Genomic DNA, 18,719 nt, shown 5'->3' on the forward strand with positions numbered 1-18,719 from the left:
TGCTCGCGAAGGACGCGCCCCGATTGTCAATCAGTCGAGCGTAGAACCGCTCACTGGCGTGCCACGCTCGGGAAAGAACAGGCGCTGCAGTTCGGTACCCGGGCTTTCGGCGCGCATGAACGCTTCGCCGACCAGGAACGCATACACATCGCTGATTTCCATCAGCTCGACATCGGCACGGTTAAGAATGCCACTTTCGGTGATCACCAGACGATCACGCGGGATGCGCGGCAACAGGTCGAGGGTGGTTTCCAGATTGACGTCGAAGGTGTGCAGGTTGCGGTTGTTTACCCCGACCAGCGGCGTGTCGAGGGTTTTCAAGGCCCGCTCCAGCTCGTCGCCGTCATGGACTTCCACCAGCACATCGAGGCCGACGCTTTTGGCCACGGCCGCCAGCTCGACCATTTTCACGTCATCCAGCGCGGAGACGATCAACAGCACGCAGTCAGCGCCCAAGGCACGAGACTCGACGATCTGGTACGGATCGATCATGAAGTCCTTGCGGATCACCGGCAGCTTGCACGCCGCCCGGGCCTGTTGCAGATACACATCGGCGCCCTGGAAGTAATCGATGTCGGTGAGCACCGACAGGCAAGTGGCGCCGCCCTTCTCGTAGCTCTTGGCGATGTCCGCAGGCACGAAGTTCTCGCGAATCACGCCTTTGCTCGGCGAAGCTTTCTTGATTTCAGCAATGACCGCCGGCTGTTTGAGCTTGGCCTGAGCGATCAATGCATTGGCGAACCCCCGGGGTGCATCAGCTGCCTTGGCCAAGGCTTCCAGTTCGGCCAGGCTTACGCGGGCGCTACGCTCGGCCACTTCCTGGACTTTGCGGGCCAGAATATTTTCCAGAACCGTCGGTACACTCATCCCTCATTCTCCACTTTGAATACCGCGGTAAATGCACCCAACTCCTCAAGTTTTTCCCGAGCGAGGCCTGTGTGCAGCGCATCGTGCGCCAGGGCAACGCCTTCTTTCAAACTGCTGGCATGGTCGGCGGCGTACAACGCGGCGCCGGCATTGAGCACGATCATCTCGGCGGCTTTCTGACCGTTCTCGGTCTTGCGCTTGCCCAAGGCATCGCGAATCAGCTCAAGGGAGGCCGCCGGGCTTTCCACCGCCAGACCGTGCAGGCTCTGACTCTTCATCCCCAGGTCTTCGGGCTCGACCCAATACTCGGTGATCTGGTCATTCTTCAATTCCGCCACAAAGGTCGGTGCCGCCAGACTGAACTCATCCAGGCCATCCTTCGAGTGCACCACCAGCACATGCTTGCTGCCCAGACGCTGCAAAACCTCGGCCAATGGCCGGCACAGCGCCTGACTGAACACACCCACTACCTGATGTTTCACACCGGCCGGATTCGTAAGCGGGCCAAGCATGTTGAACAAGGTGCGCAAGCCCAGCTCGCGGCGCGGGCCGGCGGCGTGCTTCATGGCGCTGTGATGAGTTTGGGCAAACATGAAACCGATGCCGACGTTATCGATGCAGCGCGCCACCTGGACCGGCGTCAGGTTCAGGTAGATACCGGCCGCCTCCAGCAGATCAGCGCTGCCGCTTTTGCCGGACACCGCACGGTTACCGTGTTTGGCCACGGTGCAACCAGCCGCGGCGACGACAAACGACGAAGCAGTGGATACGTTGAAAATGTTCGCACCGTCGCCGCCGGTGCCGACCACATCGACCACGCCATCGAGGGTGTTGAGTTCGACCTTGTCCGCCAGCTCGCGCATCGCTGTTACGGCGCCGACGATTTCGTCGATGCTTTCGCTCTTCATGCGCATGGCCATCATGAACGCGCCAATCTGCGCATCCGTGCATTGCCCGGTCATGATTTCGCGCATGACATCGCGCATCTCATCGGTACTGAGGTCGAGGTGGCCGACGATACGGCTCAGGGCTGTCTTGATATCCATGGAAAGTCCTTAGCGCGTGCCGCCGGTTTGTTTGAGGAAGTTGGCGAACAGCTCGTGGCCCTGTTCGGTGAGAATAGACTCAGGGTGGAATTGCACACCTTCAATGTTCAGTGTCTTGTGGCGCAGGCCCATGATTTCGTCGACCGAGCCGTCTTCGAGCTGGGTCCAGGCGGTCAGTTCCAGACATTCGGGCAGGGTTTCGCGCTTGACGATCAGCGAGTGATAGCGGGTCACCGTCAGCGGGCGATTCAGACCTTCGAATACGCCCTTGTCCTCGTGGAATACAGGGCTAGTCTTGCCGTGCATGACTTGACGGGCCCGAACCACATCGCCTCCAAAGGCTTGGCCGATGGACTGGTGACCCAGGCAAACACCGAGAATCGGCAGTTTGCCGGCGAAGTGCTTGATCGCTTCGATGGAAATACCGGCTTCGGTCGGAGTGCAAGGACCGGGAGACACAACGATGCGCTCGGGGTTGAGGGCTTCGATTTCGGCAATGGTGAGTTCATCGTTGCGCACGACTTTGACCTCGGAGCCCAGCTCACCGAGGTATTGCACAACGTTGTAAGTAAAAGAGTCGTAGTTATCGATCATCAGCAACATGGCGTTAAGAACCTCTTGAATTCACTGACTTTTAATACAGCCTTCGAATGATTTACCCGCAGTGCACTGCGCTTTGTCAGGTGCTGGAGTGGCGCCAGCAAAGCGGCATTTCATACAGATAAAGAAGGCAAAGCGGTACAGGTCCGGCCAGGCCGGCAGAAAAGATTCAGGCGCGCCAACGCCAACGGGCGTGTGCCTTGATGACTTGATCCAGAAGTTTGCTGACGATCAACACGGGGAAGGTCTCATTCATACGTTTGGGCACAGTAACTTAGCTGGGCAGAGCGTGCAATATGGCCGGGGCGACAGCTCGCGAAACAATTGGTGGGTTCACGACAGATGGCAAAAGGCCGGAAGTTTTTGGTACTGTCGTTTCGTTTACTACAACAATAAATAAATGGACTTGCTCATGATCAAACAGACTTTGTTTGTACCGCTTGCTGGATGCCTACTCACCATGGCCTGCGCCCAGGCGATCGCCGCGCCCAATCCTTACTCGAATTTCGTCGTCTTCGGCGACAGCCTCAACGATGCCGGGCAGTTTACCGACACGGGGGGGCCTGCCGGTGCGACACAACGTTTTACCAACCGGACCGGACCGCTCTACCTGGATGGCAGTGGCGAATTACACTCGCTGAACTCCACGCAACTGTTAGGGGGACGTCTCGGGTTCTCCCCTGACCAGACCGCCGCCTCGACTTCGGCGGCGCGTGCCAGCCAAGGACTGCCGGACGGTAACAACTGGGCTGTCGGCGGCTATCGCACCGACGAGATACTTGACTCGATCACCACCGAATCCGCCACGGGTGAACGCACCCGAGCAGGTTATCTGCCAACGAACAACTTCCGTGCCGATCCGAATGCGCTGTATTACATTTCCGGGGGTGGCAACGACGTCCTTCAGGGCTTCGTGCTCAATACCGCCCAGGCCAACGCCGCGGCGGATCGACTGGCCGACAGCGTGCAGACCCTGCAAACTGCCGGCGCCAAATACATCGTGGTCTGGCTGCTGCCCGACCTGGGACTGACACCCGCCGTCAATGGCACCTCATTACAAGCATCGATCTCACAGCTGAGCACCGAATTTAATCAGCAGTTGGTCACACGCCTCGCGGGGATCAATGCCGAAATCATTCCGCTGAACATTCCATTGCTGCTGCAGGAAACCTTCGCCGACCCGGCGCGCTTCGGCCTCGCCACCGGTCAGAACCTGACGGCGACCTGCTTTAGCGGCAACGGTTGCACGGAAAACGCCGTATATGGCATCAACAGCGCCACCCCGGACCCGAGCAAGCTGATCTATAACGACTCGGTTCACCCCACTGAAACCGGGCAAAAGCTGATATCCGATTACGCCTATTCCTTGCTGGCGGCACCTTGGGAACTGACGCTGCTGCCGGAAATGGCCCACGCCACCTTACGTGCCCACCAGGATGAACTGCGTAGCCAGTGGCAATCCGACTGGGAGAACTGGCAAGCCGTCGGCCAATGGCGCGCGATTGTCGCCGGTGGTGGTCAGCACCTGGATGTCGATAGCCAAAGCAGCAGCGCCAGCGCCGATGGCAGCGGCTATAACCTGAATATCGGCAGCAGCTATCGCCTCAATGAAGCCTGGCGCGTCGGTGTGGCAGCAGGCTTCTATCGCCAGAACCTTGAAGCAGGCAGCAACGATTCGAACTACAAACTCAACAGCTACCTGGCGACCGCCTTCGCCCAGTTCCAACAGAATCGCTGGTGGGCCGATGCCGCGTTGACCGGTGGCAAACTGGATTACGACAATCTCAAACGCAAATTCGACCTGGGTGTCAGCGAAGGGGCGGAAAAGGGTGATACCGACGGTCATCTCTGGGCGTTCAGCACTCGCCTTGGCTACGACATTGCCCAACCGGGCAGCGAGTGGCACCTGTCACCGTTCATCAGCGCCGATTACGCAAAAGTGGAAGTCGACGGCTACTCGGAAAACAGCAACCGCTCCACGGCACTGACCTTCGATGACCAGACCAGAGACTCGAAACGTCTGGGAGTCGGTTTGCAGGGCAAATACAACTTCACCCGTCAGACCCAAGTGTTTGGCGAATATGCCCACGAGCGCGAGTACGAGGACGACACCCAGAAAGTGAACATCGCCCTCAACAGCCTGCCGTCCCTCGACTTCAATCTCCAGGGCTACACGCCGCAAAGCCATCTCAACCGCTTAAGCCTGGGGGTCAGCCACAAATTGACCGCCGACCTGGCATTGCGTGGTGGTTACACGCTCCGCAAGGATGATGACTTTACCCAGCAAGGCTTGACCGTTGGGGTAGCGCTGGACTTCTAAGTCGCAGGCAATAAAAAACGCGGCGCCCTTACAGGCGCCGCGTTTTTTTATGAAGCAAGTACTCATGTGGCGAGCGAGCTTGCTCGCGTTCGGCTGCGTAGCAGTCGTCAGAGGGCCTGCTTCGCAGTCCAGCGGGAGCAAGCTCCCTCGCCACAAAAGCCCGTTCCCACAGGTTTTGCGTGAACTCAGGTGTCCGGGGTTTGTTCGGCCAGGGCCACGGCGCGGAACATGGCGCGGCGCTTGTTCAGGGTTTCTTCCCATTCCAGTGCCGGCACCGAGTCGGCGACGATGCCGCCACCAGCCTGTACGTGCAGCTCTCCGTTCTTGATCACTGCGGTGCGGATCGCAATCGCCGTGTCCATGTTGCCGTTCCAGGCGAAGTAACCGACCGCACCGCCGTAGACGCCACGCTTGACCGGCTCCAGCTCGTCGATGATTTCCATCGCGCGAATCTTCGGCGCGCCAGACAAGGTGCCCGCTGGCAGGATCGCTCGCAGTGCGTCCATAGCCGTCAGCCCGGCCTTCAATTGGCCGGTGACATTGGACACGATGTGCATCACGTTGGAATAACGCTCGATGACCATCTTCTCGGTGAGCTTCACCGAACCGACTTCCGAAACGCGACCGGTGTCGTTACGGCCCAGATCGATCAGCATCAAGTGCTCGGCGATTTCCTTGTCGTCCGACAGCAGGTCTTTTTCCAGCGCCACGTCAGCCTCTTCGTTGGCGCCTCGCGGACGAGTGCCGGCAATCGGGCGCACGGTGATCAGGTTGTCTTCGACCCGCACCAGCACTTCCGGCGAACTGCCGACGACATGGAAGTCGCCGAAGTTGAAGAAGTACATATAAGGCGTCGGGTTGAAGCAGCGCAGCGCCCGGTACAAATCGATGGGCGCAGCCTTGAAGTCGATCGACATGCGCTGGGACGGCACAACCTGCATGCAGTCACCGGCCAGGATGTATTCCTTGATGGTGTCGACGGCTTTTTCGTAATCGTTCTGGGTGAAGCTCGAACGGAACACCGGATCAGCCGATTGCTGTTTGCTGAAGTCCAGGCCACGGCGCGGAGTGATCGGCTGACGGAGTTGTTCCAGAAGCGCTTGCAGACGCGCCTGACCTTGCTCGAAGGCGTCTTCCTGCGACGGATCGGCCAGGACAATCGCGTGCATTTTGCCGGCGAGGTTGTCGAACACCACCACCGCGTCGGACACCATCAGCAGAATATCCGGTACGCCCAGAGGGTCCGGGTTCGGGCATTTGCCCAGACGCTTCTCCACATAGCGCACGCAGTCGTAACCGAAGTAACCCACCAGACCGCCATTGAAGCGCGGCAGACCGGCGATGGTCGGCACGTTGTAGCGCGCCTTGAACGCTTCGACGAAGGCCAGCGGGTCTTCAACATCGTGGCTTTCGATCTCGACGCCGTCGTGGGTCACGCTGACGTGGTGATCGTGAACCCGTAGCACGGTGCGGCACGGCAGGCCGATGATCGAATAACGGCCCCACTTCTCGCCGCCCTGCACCGATTCCAGCAGGTAGGAGTTGGGCTCGTCGGCCAGTTTCAGGTAGATCGACAACGGCGTGTCGAAGTCGGCCAGGGTTTCGCAGGCAAGCGGGATGCGGTTGTAGCCGGCAGCGGCCAAACGCAGGAATTCTTCGCGGATCATGAGGTGCCTCGTGGCTTGAGGGTCTAACGGTCAGGTATGCAAACGCGCCGGTACGCCGGCCAGGAACAAGTCAGGCGCGCCAACGCCAGCGGGCCAAGGCCTTGATGACTTTCATCCAGAGTTTGCGAGTGACCACCACGATGGGATTTCCAGGAGGGGATTGAACAGCGTCGGGCAACGTTATCCCAGTGGCCGGATCCAGGCAACCGGGAATTAGTTTGCGCAGATCATCGATCACCAGCGCCGGTGATTCTTCGGCAATCGGACGCCCGTGGTTATAGCCATAGCTCAAGGCCACGCACTTGACCCCCGCCGCTTTCGCCGCCAGCACATCGCTGCGCGAGTCGCCGACGAACAAGGATTGCGACGCCGGGATGTTGGTCATTTTCATCACGAAAAACAGCGCTGCCGGGTCCGGCTTTTTCTGTGGCAGGGTGTCGCCGCCGATGATCAAGCGGAAATAACGGCCGATCTTCATCTGATCCAGCAACGGCGCGACGAAGCGCTCCGGCTTGTTGGTGATCAGCGCCATCTCGACACCCTGCTTGTGCAACCATTTCAGGGTGTCGCGCACGCCAGGGTAAACCACCGTCAGTTCGTGACCGTCCTCATAAAAGCCGTTGAACAACTCCAGGGCATGCTCGGCCTCGCCCTCATCGACACCCTCGGCGTCGATGTGGTTGGCCAAGGCCCGGCGCACCAGCACGTGCACGCCATTGCCCACCCACTCACGCACCGATTCGATGCCGGCAGGTTGACGCCCGAGTTTGAGCAGCATGTTATCCACAGCCGCCGCGAGGTCGGGGACCGAATCGACCAGCGTGCCATCCAGATCGAACATCACCAGCCGCGGCAGACGCCCCGGGAACAACTGCTCAAAACCGCTCATGGGCGAGCCAGCGCCAGTTCGGAGCGCATTTTTTCAATCACTTCCTGGTAGTTCGGTGCATTGAAAATCGCCGAGCCGGCCACGAAGGTGTCGGCGCCAGCAGCAGCGATTTCACGAATATTGTTCACGTTCACCCCACCGTCGATTTCCAGGCGGATGTCACGACCGCAGGCATCGATCAGCGCCCGCGCTTCACGCAGCTTGTCGAGGGTGCCGGGAATGAACTTCTGCCCGCCGAATCCCGGGTTGACGCTCATCAGCAGGATCATGTCGACCTTGTCCATCACGTACTTGAGCACGTCCAGCGGGGTCGCCGGGTTGAACACCAGGCCGGCCTTGCAGCCGCCTTCGCGGATCAGTTGCAGGGAACGGTCGACGTGCAGCGTGGCTTCCGGGTGGAAGGTGATGTAGGTCGCACCGGCCTCGATGAAGTCACCGACGATGCGGTCCACCGGGCTGACCATCAGGTGCGCGTCGATCGGCGCGGTCACGCCGTACTTGCGCAGCGCGGAGCACACCATCGGGCCGATGGTCAGGTTCGGCACGTAGTGGTTGTCCATGACATCGAAGTGCACGAAGTCGGCGCCGGCGGCCAGGACATTGTCCACTTCCTCGCCCAGGCGGGCGAAGTCGGCGGAGAGAATCGAAGGAGCAATGACGAAGGGCTGCATGACGCACCTTTTTTGAGCAGAATCACGATGGCGCGCATTGTATACCTCATGCTTTGACGCGCGCACCGTGCTGCGATGATTGGGTCCTAATAGGCTGCCCGGTAAATCTTCTCGATATCGACGGCGCTCAGCTTGCGCGGATTGTTGCGCATCAGGCGTTCGATACCGGCAGCTTCCACGGCCATGGCCGGGATCGCATCCTCCGGCACTCCGAAACTGCGCAGGCCCCGCGGGATTTCCACCGCAGCACACAGTTCGGTCATCGCCTCCACGGCTTTGTCCGCCGCTTCGTTGGCGCTCAGATGAGCGGTCTTCACCCCCATGGCCTCGGCAATATCCTGCATGCGCTCCACGCAAGCCATCTTGTTCCAGGTCATGACATACGGCAGCAGCAAAGCATTGCTGACGCCATGGGCAATGTTGAAACGCCCGCCCAGGGGATACGCCAACGCATGCACCGCGCCGACTCCGGCATTACCGAACGCCATGCCGGCCATCAGGCTGGCGGTGGCCATGTCTTCGCGGGCTTGCAGATGGGAGGGATTGGCGTAGGCCTTGGGCAGCGCCTTGGTAATCAGCTTGATCGCGCCAATGGCCAAGGCATCGGTGATTGGCGAAGCATTGAGCGACAGGTAAGACTCGATGGCATGCGCCAGCGCATCGACGCCACTGGAAGCGGTGACACTGCGCGGGCAGGTCAAGGTCATTTGCGGGCTGACCAGTGCCACGTCCGGCAACAGGTAATCGCTGATAATGCCTTTCTTCAGCTGCGCGACCTTGTCGGAGAGGATAGCCACGTTGGTCACTTCCGAACCGGTGCCGGCAGTGGTCGGGATGGCGATCAGCGGCGGACCTTTGCGCGGTACCTGATCGACGCCGAACAAGTCCTCCAGCGCGCCATGGTAACCGGCATAGGCTGCAACACTCTTGGCGATGTCGATGGCACTGCCGCCACCGAGGCCGATCAGCCCGTCATGCCCGCCTTCGCGATAAACCCGCATGCAATCTTCGACGATGGCGATTTCCGGGTCCGGCAGCACCCGGTCGAAAATCTCGTAACTGCGTTCGCCCAGTTGCGCCAGCGCCAGCTCCACCGTGCCCGACTTGACCAGTGCGGCGTCGGTGACGATCAGCGGGTTGTCGATGTCCAGGCGTGTGAGTTCCGCCGCCAGTTGCTCGATGGCACCTGCGCCGGTGATCAGTTTGTGAGCGATTTTGAAAGAGGAAAGACTCATGTGCGCAGCCTCTTATAGATAGGGGAGCTGGGCACAATAGTAGCTGGGGATTGGGGTTTGTCTGCTATTCAGATCATAAATGACTCATGATCCAGTGAAGATCCAATGTGGGAGCGGGCTTGCTCGCGAAAGCGGTATGCCAGTCGACATCATCGTTGACTGACACGCCGCCTTCGCGAGCAAGCCCACTCCCACATTTTGAGCTGCGTGTAACTTCAGACCTGTGCAGTACGCAACTTCTCGCTGCGCCCGCGCAGCCATTCCAGCGTCAGCAACAGGATCACCGAGAACGCAATCAGCAGCGTCGCGGCAGCGGCAATCGTCGGGCTGAGGTTTTCGCGGATGCCGCTGAACATCTGCCGAGGTAAGGTCGCTTGTTCGGGGCCGGCAAGGAACAGCGTCACCACCACTTCATCAAACGAAGTGGCGAAGGCAAACAGCGCACCGGAAATCACGCCCGGTGCAATCAACGGCAAGGTCACCCGACGGAACGTCGTCAGCGGCGAAGCACCCAGGCTTGCAGCGGCCCGCACCAGGTTCTGGTTGAACCCCTGCAAGGTCGCCGATACCGTGATGATCACGAACGGCACGCCCAGCACGGCGTGCACAACGATCAGCGAGATATAGCTGTTGCCAAACCCCAGTGGAGCAAAGGTCAGGTAACTGGCCACACCAATGATCACCACCGGCACCACCATCGGCGAAATCACCAGCGCCATCACCAGCGCTTTGCCCGGGAAGTCGCCCCGGGTCAGGCCGATCGCCGCCAGCGTACCGAAGATCATCGCCAGCACGGTCGCTGCCGGGGCGACGATGAGGCTGTTCTTCAACGAACGCATCCATTCCGCCGAAGTAAAGAAGTCCTCGTACCAGTGCAGCGAGAAGCCTTGCAGTGGATAGACCAGAAAGCTCCCGGAGTTGAACGACAGCGGAATGATCACCAACACCGGCAGGATCAGGAACAACAAAATCAAGCCGCAGAGAATCCGCAAACCGTAGAACCACACCCGTTCGATGGGCGACATATAAGGACTCAGCATTTCGTTCTCCCCTTAGCTCAGGCGCAGGCGACTGGCGCCCACCAGCCAGCTGTAAATCAGATAAAGCACCACGGTCGCCAGCAGCAGCAGACCACCGAGTGCGGTCGCCATGCCCCAGTTGATGCTGGTGTTGGTGTAGAAGGCAACGAAGTAGCTGACCATCTGATCGTTCGGGCTGCCCAGCAACGCCGGGGTGATGTAGTAGCCGATGGCGAGGATGAACACCAACAGGCAACCGGCGCCGACACCGGCATAGGTCTGCGGGAAGTACACCCGCCAGAAACTGGCAAACGGGTGGCAGCCGAGGGAAATCGCCGCGCGCATGTAAGTCGGCGAGATGCCTTTCATCACGCTGTAGATCGGCAGAATCATGAACGGCAGCAGGATGTGCACCATCGAGATGTAGACCCCGGTGCGGTTGAACACCAGCTCCAGCGGTTTATCGATGATGCCCATGGCCATCAGACCGCTGTTGATCAAGCCGCCCGACTGCAGCAACACAATCCACGCGGCGACCCGCACCAGAATCGAGGTCCAGAATGGCAACAGCACCAGAATCATCAGCAGGTTGCTCTGGCGTGACGGCAGGTTCGCCAACAGGTAGGCCAACGGATAGGCCAGCACCAGGCAGATCAAGGTAATGATCAGGCCCATCCAGAAGGTCCGGGCGAAGATATCGAGGTAGATCGCCTGATCAGGAGTGGCCGGGGCCAGTTCACCGAGGTCGTCGATACGGTGATCGACGGCGGCCAGCAGGTAATAAGGCGTCACACCACTGGTGTTGCGGCGCACGACCTGCCAATAGGCCGGATCGCCCCAGCGCTCGTCCAGCCCTTCCAGCGCTTCTTTATAAGAAGCCGGTTCGGTGGCGAACGGCAAGGCACGAGCGGTTTTGGTCAGCAGGCTGCGGTAGCCGGCCAACTCCATGTTCAAGCGCTTGGACAAGTCGCCCAAGGTCTGATTCTTGCGGGCTTCGGCGAGGTCTTCGCTGGCGGCCTTGTACACAGGTTCTGCGGGCAGGCCTCGGCCATCCCAACTGGCGATGGCCGCCACGGTGCGCGGCATGGTGCCGACTACTTCCGGGTTACCGACGCTTTTGTAGAGCAGCGCCACGATCGGTACCAGGAACACCAGCAACAGAAACAGCACCAGCGGCGCGATCAAGGCTTGTGCTTTCCAGCGGTTGATCCGCTCGGCGTGCTTGAGCCGCTGCTTCAAGGTGGGGTCGGTGCCCGCGTTCAGGGGAATGGCGGTGGCCATGGCGTACTCCGGAAATCTTTGATCGTTACAGAGGGCGGCACTCCCTATCCGGGAGGCCACCTCTGTTCTTGTTCGCTACACATCACCCCTGTAGGAGCGAGGCTTGCCCGCGAAGGCGGCGTGTCAGTCAACATTGATGTTGAATGTGCTGACGTCTTCGCGGGCAAGCCTCGCTCCTACAAGAGTGGGTAAGCCCACGGGGTGGTCTTACTTCGCAGCCCAGGAATTGAAGCGCTGTTCCAGTTGCTCGCCGTTGTCAGCCCAGAAGCTGACGTCGATCTGCACCTGGTTGGCGATGTTTTCCGGGGTGGTCGGCATGTCCTTCAGGATGTCCTTGGACAGCAACGGTACGGCCTGAATGTTGGCCGGGCCGTAGGCGATGTTTTCCGAGTAGGTCTTCTGCTGCTGCGGAGCCACCGAGAACGCGATGAATTTCTTCGCCGCTTCGGCACGGGTTTTATCCAGACCTTTTGGGATGGCCCATGCGTCGAAGTCGTAGATGCCGCCGTTCCACACCACTTTCAGGTTGCTTTCTTTCTGTACCGCTGCGATCCGGCCGTTGTAGGCCGAGCTCATGACCACGTCACCGGACGCGAGGTATTGCGGCGGTTGTGCGCCGGCTTCCCACCACTGAATGCTTGGTTTGAGCTCATCGAGCTTCTTGAACGCGCGATCCTGACCATCCTTGCCGGCCAGAACCTTGTAGACGTCTTTCGGCGCCACACCATCGGCCATCAAAGCGAATTCCAGGGTGTACTTGGCACCCTTACGCAGGCCGCGCTTGCCCGGGAATTTCTTGGTGTCCCAGAAATCGACCCAACTGGTCGGTGCGGATGCCAGCTTGTCGGCGTTGTAAGCCAACACGGTCGACCACACGAAGAAGCCTACGCCGCAAGGCTGGATAGCACCTTTGACGTAGTCTTCGGACTTGCCGAACAGCTTCGGATCCAGCTGCTCGAACATGTCTTCGTCGCAACCACGGGACAGTTCTGGCGATTCAACTTCCACCAGGTCCCAGGACACGCTCTTGGTATCGACCATGGCTTTGACCTTGGCCATCTCGCCGTTGTATTCGCCGGCGACGATCTTGCCGTTGCCAGCCGCTTCCCACGGTGCGTAGAAGGCTTTGACCTGCGCCGCCTTGTTCGCCCCGCCAAAGGACACCACGGTCAGGTCCGGACCCGCCGCCATCGCGTGCGCCGCACCCATCATGCCTACGACCAGGGCTGTGAATTTCAGGGATCTCAACATTTATTGTTCTCCAACTGCAGGGTTAGTGTTGGTGAAGCGGGGGCGATCAGTGCGCCTCTAGAAGTGGGTCGAGCGCGCGAACGTGTTCGACCTGCCAGCCAAGCGGTACCACATCGCCGACAGCCAGCGCGGGATCGAGCTCGGCAATCGGTTGTTTCACAAAGAAGTCGGTCTTGCCGCAGACTTCCAGGCGAACCCGGACGTGATCGCCCAGATAGATGAATTCCGCCACCCTCCCTGAGAAGCGGTTGTCGCATTGATCGCTTGCGCCATTGAGGCTGATGCGCTCGGGACGAATCGACAGCGTGACCGGTTCGCCGGTCTTGCCGACGTTGACCGCCAGGGCTTCAACCTTTTCACCGCGACCCAGCTCGACCACGCAGCGGTCGCCGGTGTGGCTGTGCAAGCGGCCGTTGAGGCGGTTGTTCTCGCCGATGAAGTTGGCGACGAAGGTATTTTTCGGCTCTTCGTAGAGTGTGCGCGGTGGCGCAATCTGCTGAATCTCGCCCTGGTGGAACACGGCGACACGGTCGGACATGGTCAGGGCTTCGCCCTGGTCGTGGGTCACGTAGACCACAGTCACGCCGAGGCGCTGGTGCAGGTGCTTGATTTCCATCTGCATGTGTTCGCGCAATTGTTTGTCCAGTGCGCCGAGGGGTTCGTCCATCAGCACCAGTTGCGGTTCGAACACCAGGGCGCGAGCCAGGGCCACACGCTGCTGCTGACCGCCGGACAGTTGCGCCGGATAGCGCTGGGCGAAGGCATCGAGCTGAACCATGCTCAGCACACGTTTGACCCGGTCACTGACGTCGCTTTTGTTCAAGCCGCGCACGGTCAGCGGGAACGCCAGGTTCTCGGCAACGGTCATGTGCGGGAACAGCGCATAGTTCTGGAACACCATGCCGATGTCGCGTTTATGCGGCGGCACGTTGTTGATGGAACGCCCGGCCAGTTGAATCTCCCCGGCGGTCGGTGTTTCGAAACCGGCGAGCATCATCAGACTGGTGGTCTTGCCGGAGCCGGACGGCCCGAGCAAGGTCAGAAATTCGCCTTTGCGAATATCCAGGTTGAGGTCCTTGACGATCAGGTTCTCGCCGTCGTAGCTCTTTTGCACTCCACGAAAGCTGACCAGAATATCGCTGGCCCCTGCGTTTGAATCGACCTGGCTCATACCCACACCTTTGTTGTTGATGACTGCTGTTGACTAAGCCTAGTGGACGCTGAGGACCACGCAAATCGGGGTGCAGGAGAGAATCGCCTAAGCCGGATGGAAGGTTGTGGGTAGGGATTGCCCTACAAGGATGGCGGGGATGGATAGGGGTAGCCGTTAGCTTGACGCTGCAAGCCGCAAGAACGGGCAAAAGCGGCTTTGTGAGCATGTCGTAAATGGACATGCCGACACGGCCCCTGTAGGAGCGAGGCTTGCCCGCGAAGGCGTCCTCACTGACGCTAAAAGCTTCGCGGGCAAGCCTCGCTCCTACATTGATCCGCGGTGAATCGTGTATCAGAGGAGTTTGTGCTCCATGGCGTACTTCACCAGTTCAGCCAGGGAGGTGATGTTGAGTTTCTGCATCAGCCGCGCTTTGTGGGTACTGATGGTTTTGCTGCTCAGGGCCAGTTGTTGGGCGATGTCGTTGACGTTGGCGCCCTGGGCCAGGCGTTCGAACACCGAAAATTCACGCTCCGACAGCAATGAGTGTAACGGCCTCGCATCGGTCAGGCCGACTTCGAAAACCATGCGGTCGGCCAGGTCCGGGTCGATGTATCGCCCTCCCGCCGCGACTTTGCGGATCGCCGTCAGCAGCAACGCTGGATCGCTGTCCTTGGTTGCGTATCCAGCGGCGCCGACTTTCAACGCCCGAGCGGCCATTTGCGCTTCGTCGTGCATCGACAACACCAGAATCGCCGGGGGATTGTTCAAGGCGCGAATCCGCGGAATCGCTTCCAGACCGTTGACCCCAGGCATGGAGATATCCAGCAACACCACTTCGCAGGGAACATGACGCAAGGTCTCGAGCAACTGTTCGCCATTGCTTGCCTCCCCTACCACCAGCAAGTCCTTGGCCAGGCCGATCAATTGCTTGATGCCTTCGCGAACGATAGTGTGGTCTTCGGCTACCAGTACACGGATCACGTTCTTCTCCATTCTTCTTATGTCAGAGCCAAGATCATCGCGAGCAGGCTCGCTCCCACATTGGATTTCGGTGTGTCAAAGATCTGTGTAATTACCCCAATCCCTGTGGGAGCGAGCCTGCTCGCGAAGACGTCAGCACAGACACCACAAATTCTTCAGGCTTCATCCAGCGGCACTCGCACACTCAGGGTCGTGCCTTCACCTGGTTCACTCTCAAGCAACAACTGCCCGCCCATGATCAACACCCGCTCACGCATGCCGACCAGACCAAAGGATGTCGGCCTGCCCGTGGCGGCGACAAATCCTACGCCATCATCGCTGACGGTCAGACAGAGCTCATCGCCCTCAAGGGCCAGTGTCAGTTCAACAGTATGCGCCTGGGCGTGACGCATGACATTGGTCAGTGCTTCCTGAAGGATCCGGAACAGCCCGATGGCCTTGGCGTCGCTGAGCACCGGCAAGTTATCCGGCACCTGCACCAGGCACGGGATCTGCGTGCGTGCCTCGAACCGCCGGGCCTGCCATTCGATGGCCGAGGCGATCCCGGCATCGAGAATGGGCGGCCGCAAGGCCGTGGCCACATCGCGCACCAGTTGAAACAGCTGAGCGATCAAACGCTTCATGCTGTTCAAGCGCTCGTGCAGGCCCGGATCGAGCTGGGCGTAGGCCAGTTCGCACATGGACGTTTCCAGCTTCAACACGGTCAACATCTGACCCAACTCGTCATGAACTTCCCGGGCAATGCGCGCCTTTTCCTCTTCCCGCACACTCTCCAGGTGCGCGGACAACTCACGCAATTGCTCGCGGGAGCTGGCCAGTTCCAGTTCGATGCGCTTGCTCTCGGTGATGTCCCAGACGATGCCGTCCCAGACATAGGCGCCGTCTTCGAGCCGACGGGTGATGGCCTTGATCTCGGCCCAGCGCTGTTCGCCCTGACGGGTCAGAATCCGTCCCTGCCACGACCAGTCACTGTCGGTGTCCAGTGCATGGTCCTGGGTCTGGTGATAACTGGCCTTGTCGTCCGGATGCACCAGGCTGCGCAGGCCTTTGTCCCGATGGGCCAGAGTGGCCGGCGAGTACCCCACCAGGCTCTCGCTGCCTTCACTGATGTAGGCAAAGTCGATCTGCCCGGTCACCGATGCGCGCTCCAGACGAAAGACCAGTCCAGGGACGTTGGCGGCGATCCCCTGAAGCCGCGCTTCGCTTTCCTGCAATGCGGCCAGGGCGCGACGACGTTCGGTGACGTCATTGAGGTAAACCACCAGGTATTCGCCCTCGCGAAAACGCAAGAAGCTCAACGAAACATCGGCCGGCAGAATACTGCCATCCGCTCGCACACAATTGGTTTCGAAACTTTGCGGCCCTTCTTCACTGGCCCGAGCGCGTTTCCACAGGCTCAGCCAGCGATCCATGTGCAAACCAGGTTCGAAGTCGATCAATGGCCGATCAATGATTCCGCCTGCCGGGTAGCCGAGCATGGTTTCGGCCGCACGGTTGGCGTAGCGCACATGGCTGTCCCAGTTGACCCAAAGGATGCCAACGGTGCTCTGATCGATGGAAAACTGCGTGAGGCGCAAGGCCTCTTCGCTGGCCTCGCGCAGGGCAATGTCTTCGCGCGCCGCCAGTAATCGCTGCTCCAGACTGTGTTGTTGACGGCGCTGCCAGAACACAATGGCCATGCTGCTCAGCAGCAACACCACCAAGAGCAGGCAGAGGTTCTGCCAGAAACCCGGCGACTCGGACAGTCGCGGGTACTTGGGTTGCACCCATTGGTTATGCAGTTGCTCCAGGTCCTTGGCCGGGATCGCTCGCAGCGCGCTTTCGACGATGCCGGCCAGTTCCGGCCAGTCTCGACGTGTGGCCACTCGCAACAGTTGCGGGAAACCGATGTCACCCACCACGACCAGCCCGGAGAACTCGGGCTCGACAGACAGACGCCCGAACTGCGCTTCATCGACCACGGCGTAACCGGCCTGTTGACTCAACAACAGTTGCAGCGCCTGACGTTCCAGCGGCACGCCTTGCAGGTTCAGATGGGGATAATTGCTGCGCAGATAATCGGCAGTGACGCTGGGCATGCGCACGGCGACGCGGGTCTGGCTGTCGAGCTTTTCCAGCTCCACCACACCGGTGCTCTTCTGGTCGCTGACCACCAGTTGCGATACACGCATGTAAGGATCGGAAAACTGCCAGAGCCGTAAACCAGTGGGGGTTTGCGTCAGCCCCGGCGCGATATCGATATCGCCTTCCCGCCCGGCGGCCTCCAGTTGCGCAAGATCAGGATAGTTGCGCCAGCTCAACTCAACCTTGAGCGCCTTGGCCAGCCACTTCATCAGCTCGACGTTAACCCCGGACAGGCGCTGCAAGCGGCGATCGTATTGAGCATAGGGCGTTTGCAACACCACCCCGACCCGCAACTCGCCATGCTGCGCCAGCCATTGCTGTTGCGCTGGCGACAGGTGCACGACATGCGCCGGTGGCGCGGGCGCCGCCCAGCCCATCAAGGGAAACCACAAACAGCCGATAACCCACAGGCAGCGAAAATGCATCATCGAAGTCTCACACACTGACAAATACTGACCAACCCATTAGGCTGCCGGAATAACTTCTGGCCTGGAATATCCGATGCCCCCTGTCTACCGCCTGGCACTGCCAGCATTGTGCCTGTCGCTGATCCTGCCGTGCGCCTTTTCCGTCGAGGCGGCCGACCCGGCACCTGCCTCTGCGGAAAACCCCGCCGAAGAAAAACCGGTCGAACGCCAGCCGCTGCTTGAACGTAGTCAGGAAGAAGCGGCAGCACTTGAGCGAAAAATCCCTGCCCAGGAACAGCAACAACTGCAAGCCGGTACCGACAGTTTTCTCGCCTTGTGGAAACCGGCCAATACCGCCGAACCCAAAGGCGCGGTGATTATCATCCCGGGCGCCGGCGAAACCGCTGACTGGCCACAAGCAATCAGCCCATTGCGGCGTAAATTGCCGGACGCCGAATGGAGCAGCCTGAGTATCACCTTGCCGGACCTGCAAAGCGAAGCCATTGCGCCACGTATCGTCGAAGTGGCGCCAGCGCCCAAGGCGCCTGATGCCGGTAGCAAAGATTCCACGACCGCGGCGCCCATCGAACAGGCGGCCGGCGGCGAAGCGGAAGTGGCCGACAAAGCCATCGCCGAAACCACCGAAGAACAGGCCAAAGCCGATGCAGAGCGAATCTTCGCCCGCATCGATGCAGCCATCGCCTACGCCGAACAGCAAAGCGCTCGCCGTATCGTCGTGCTGGGGCATGGTACTGGCGCTTACTGGGCCGCGCGGTATCTGAGCGAGAAGCAGCCCTCGCAAGTCGAGAAGTTCGTGATGGTCGCAGCCCAGACGCCTGTTACGGCAAAACCCGAACTGGCCGAACTGACGCCGACGATCAAGCTGCCTACCGTCGACTTTTTCTATATGGACAAGCCGCTGGATCGCAACGCAGCACTGGAACGTTTGCAGGCCAACAAACGCTTGAAGACTTCGGCGTTCAGCCAGGTATCGCTCAAGGCGCTGCCGGGCAATGCCAAGGCCGAGCAAGAGCAGTTAGTCCGTCGGGTGCGCGGTTGGTTGAATCCGCAGCCTGCGGCGGACTGATAGACCGAGTTGTCCCATTCGCGGGCAAGCCTCGCTCCTACAGGTTTTATGTTTGTGCCCAAATATGCGGCGATTATAAAACCTGTAGGAGCGAGGCTTGCCCGCGAAGACGGAATCACTG

General features: G+C 59.9%; 15 protein-coding genes. 2 read left to right on the forward strand and 13 right to left on the reverse strand.

Annotated elements, in window-relative coordinates; translation table 11 throughout:
* Nucleotides 1-30: 30 nt before the first annotated feature.
* The 3 genes from trpC to ACA044_RS27755 are packed head-to-tail and all read right to left on the reverse strand — an operon-like array spanning nucleotide 31 to nucleotide 2,516.
* Entirely contained in the window at nucleotides 31-867 is an 837-nt protein-coding gene (trpC, locus tag ACA044_RS27745) for an indole-3-glycerol phosphate synthase TrpC (protein ID WP_497444120.1), read from the reverse strand.
* On the reverse strand, nucleotides 864-1,913 hold the full coding sequence (trpD, locus tag ACA044_RS27750) for an anthranilate phosphoribosyltransferase (protein ID WP_007906883.1): 1,050 nt from the start codon (nucleotides 1,911-1,913) through the stop codon (nucleotides 864-866). Before trpD ends, trpC begins: the two co-directional genes overlap by 4 nt.
* A 9-nt stretch (nucleotides 1,914-1,922) precedes the next feature.
* Nucleotides 1,923-2,516: an aminodeoxychorismate/anthranilate synthase component II gene (locus tag ACA044_RS27755; protein WP_497444121.1), complete on the reverse strand. Its 594-nt coding sequence runs from the start codon at nucleotides 2,514-2,516 to the stop codon at nucleotides 1,923-1,925.
* 409 nt (nucleotides 2,517-2,925) lie between these two features.
* Between ACA044_RS27755 and estP the strand changes: the two genes are divergently transcribed.
* The gene (gene estP, locus ACA044_RS27760) at nucleotides 2,926-4,833 is read left to right on the forward strand and encodes an esterase EstP (RefSeq protein WP_497444122.1); all 1,908 of its coding nucleotides are present in this window, start codon (nucleotides 2,926-2,928) and stop codon (nucleotides 4,831-4,833) included.
* A 185-nt stretch (nucleotides 4,834-5,018) separates the two neighbouring features.
* Here estP and trpE read toward each other — a convergent pair whose 3' ends face one another.
* From trpE to ACA044_RS27810, 10 genes are all read right to left on the reverse strand, one after another.
* Nucleotides 5,019-6,500, reverse strand: coding sequence for an anthranilate synthase component I (gene trpE, locus ACA044_RS27765; protein ID WP_497444123.1), 1,482 nt, complete (start codon nucleotides 6,498-6,500; stop codon nucleotides 5,019-5,021).
* A gap of 70 nt (nucleotides 6,501-6,570) precedes the next feature.
* Entirely contained in the window at nucleotides 6,571-7,389 is an 819-nt protein-coding gene (locus ACA044_RS27770; protein WP_497444124.1) for a phosphoglycolate phosphatase, read from the reverse strand.
* Nucleotides 7,386-8,060 carry a ribulose-phosphate 3-epimerase gene (gene rpe / locus ACA044_RS27775; RefSeq protein WP_497444125.1) on the reverse strand — a complete coding sequence of 225 codons (675 nt, stop codon included), beginning with the start codon at nucleotides 8,058-8,060 and terminating at the stop codon, nucleotides 7,386-7,388. The genes ACA044_RS27770 and rpe overlap by 4 nt, the downstream gene beginning before the upstream one ends.
* An 86-nt stretch (nucleotides 8,061-8,146) precedes the next feature.
* The gene (locus ACA044_RS27780; protein ID WP_497444126.1) at nucleotides 8,147-9,295 is read right to left on the reverse strand and encodes an iron-containing alcohol dehydrogenase; all 1,149 of its coding nucleotides are present in this window, start codon (nucleotides 9,293-9,295) and stop codon (nucleotides 8,147-8,149) included.
* A gap of 215 nt (nucleotides 9,296-9,510) precedes the next feature.
* Nucleotides 9,511-10,335: an ABC transporter permease gene (locus ACA044_RS27785; RefSeq protein WP_497444127.1), complete on the reverse strand. Its 825-nt coding sequence runs from the start codon at nucleotides 10,333-10,335 to the stop codon at nucleotides 9,511-9,513.
* A 12-nt stretch (nucleotides 10,336-10,347) separates the two neighbouring features.
* Complete coding sequence (locus ACA044_RS27790; RefSeq protein WP_497444128.1) at nucleotides 10,348-11,595, reverse strand: ABC transporter permease; 1,248 nt, start codon at nucleotides 11,593-11,595, stop codon at nucleotides 10,348-10,350.
* A 207-nt stretch (nucleotides 11,596-11,802) separates the two neighbouring features.
* Complete coding sequence (locus ACA044_RS27795; protein ID WP_497444129.1) at nucleotides 11,803-12,846, reverse strand: ABC transporter substrate-binding protein; 1,044 nt, start codon at nucleotides 12,844-12,846, stop codon at nucleotides 11,803-11,805.
* 46 nt (nucleotides 12,847-12,892) lie between these two features.
* The gene (locus ACA044_RS27800; RefSeq protein ID WP_497444130.1) at nucleotides 12,893-14,017 is read right to left on the reverse strand and encodes an ABC transporter ATP-binding protein; all 1,125 of its coding nucleotides are present in this window, start codon (nucleotides 14,015-14,017) and stop codon (nucleotides 12,893-12,895) included.
* Nucleotides 14,018-14,350: 333 nt separating this feature from the next.
* The gene (locus tag ACA044_RS27805; RefSeq protein WP_223487535.1) at nucleotides 14,351-14,980 is read right to left on the reverse strand and encodes a response regulator; all 630 of its coding nucleotides are present in this window, start codon (nucleotides 14,978-14,980) and stop codon (nucleotides 14,351-14,353) included.
* A 155-nt stretch (nucleotides 14,981-15,135) separates the two neighbouring features.
* Entirely contained in the window at nucleotides 15,136-17,532 is a 2,397-nt protein-coding gene (locus ACA044_RS27810) for a PAS domain-containing sensor histidine kinase (protein ID WP_497444131.1), read from the reverse strand.
* Nucleotides 17,533-17,605: 73 nt separating this feature from the next.
* Between ACA044_RS27810 and ACA044_RS27815 the strand changes: the two genes are divergently transcribed.
* On the forward strand, nucleotides 17,606-18,598 hold the full coding sequence (locus ACA044_RS27815; RefSeq protein ID WP_497444132.1) for an alpha/beta hydrolase family protein: 993 nt from the start codon (nucleotides 17,606-17,608) through the stop codon (nucleotides 18,596-18,598).
* Nucleotides 18,599-18,719 lie beyond the last annotated feature (121 nt).

The sequence above is a fragment of the Pseudomonas sp. LBUM1673 genome, from assembly GCF_059695645.1.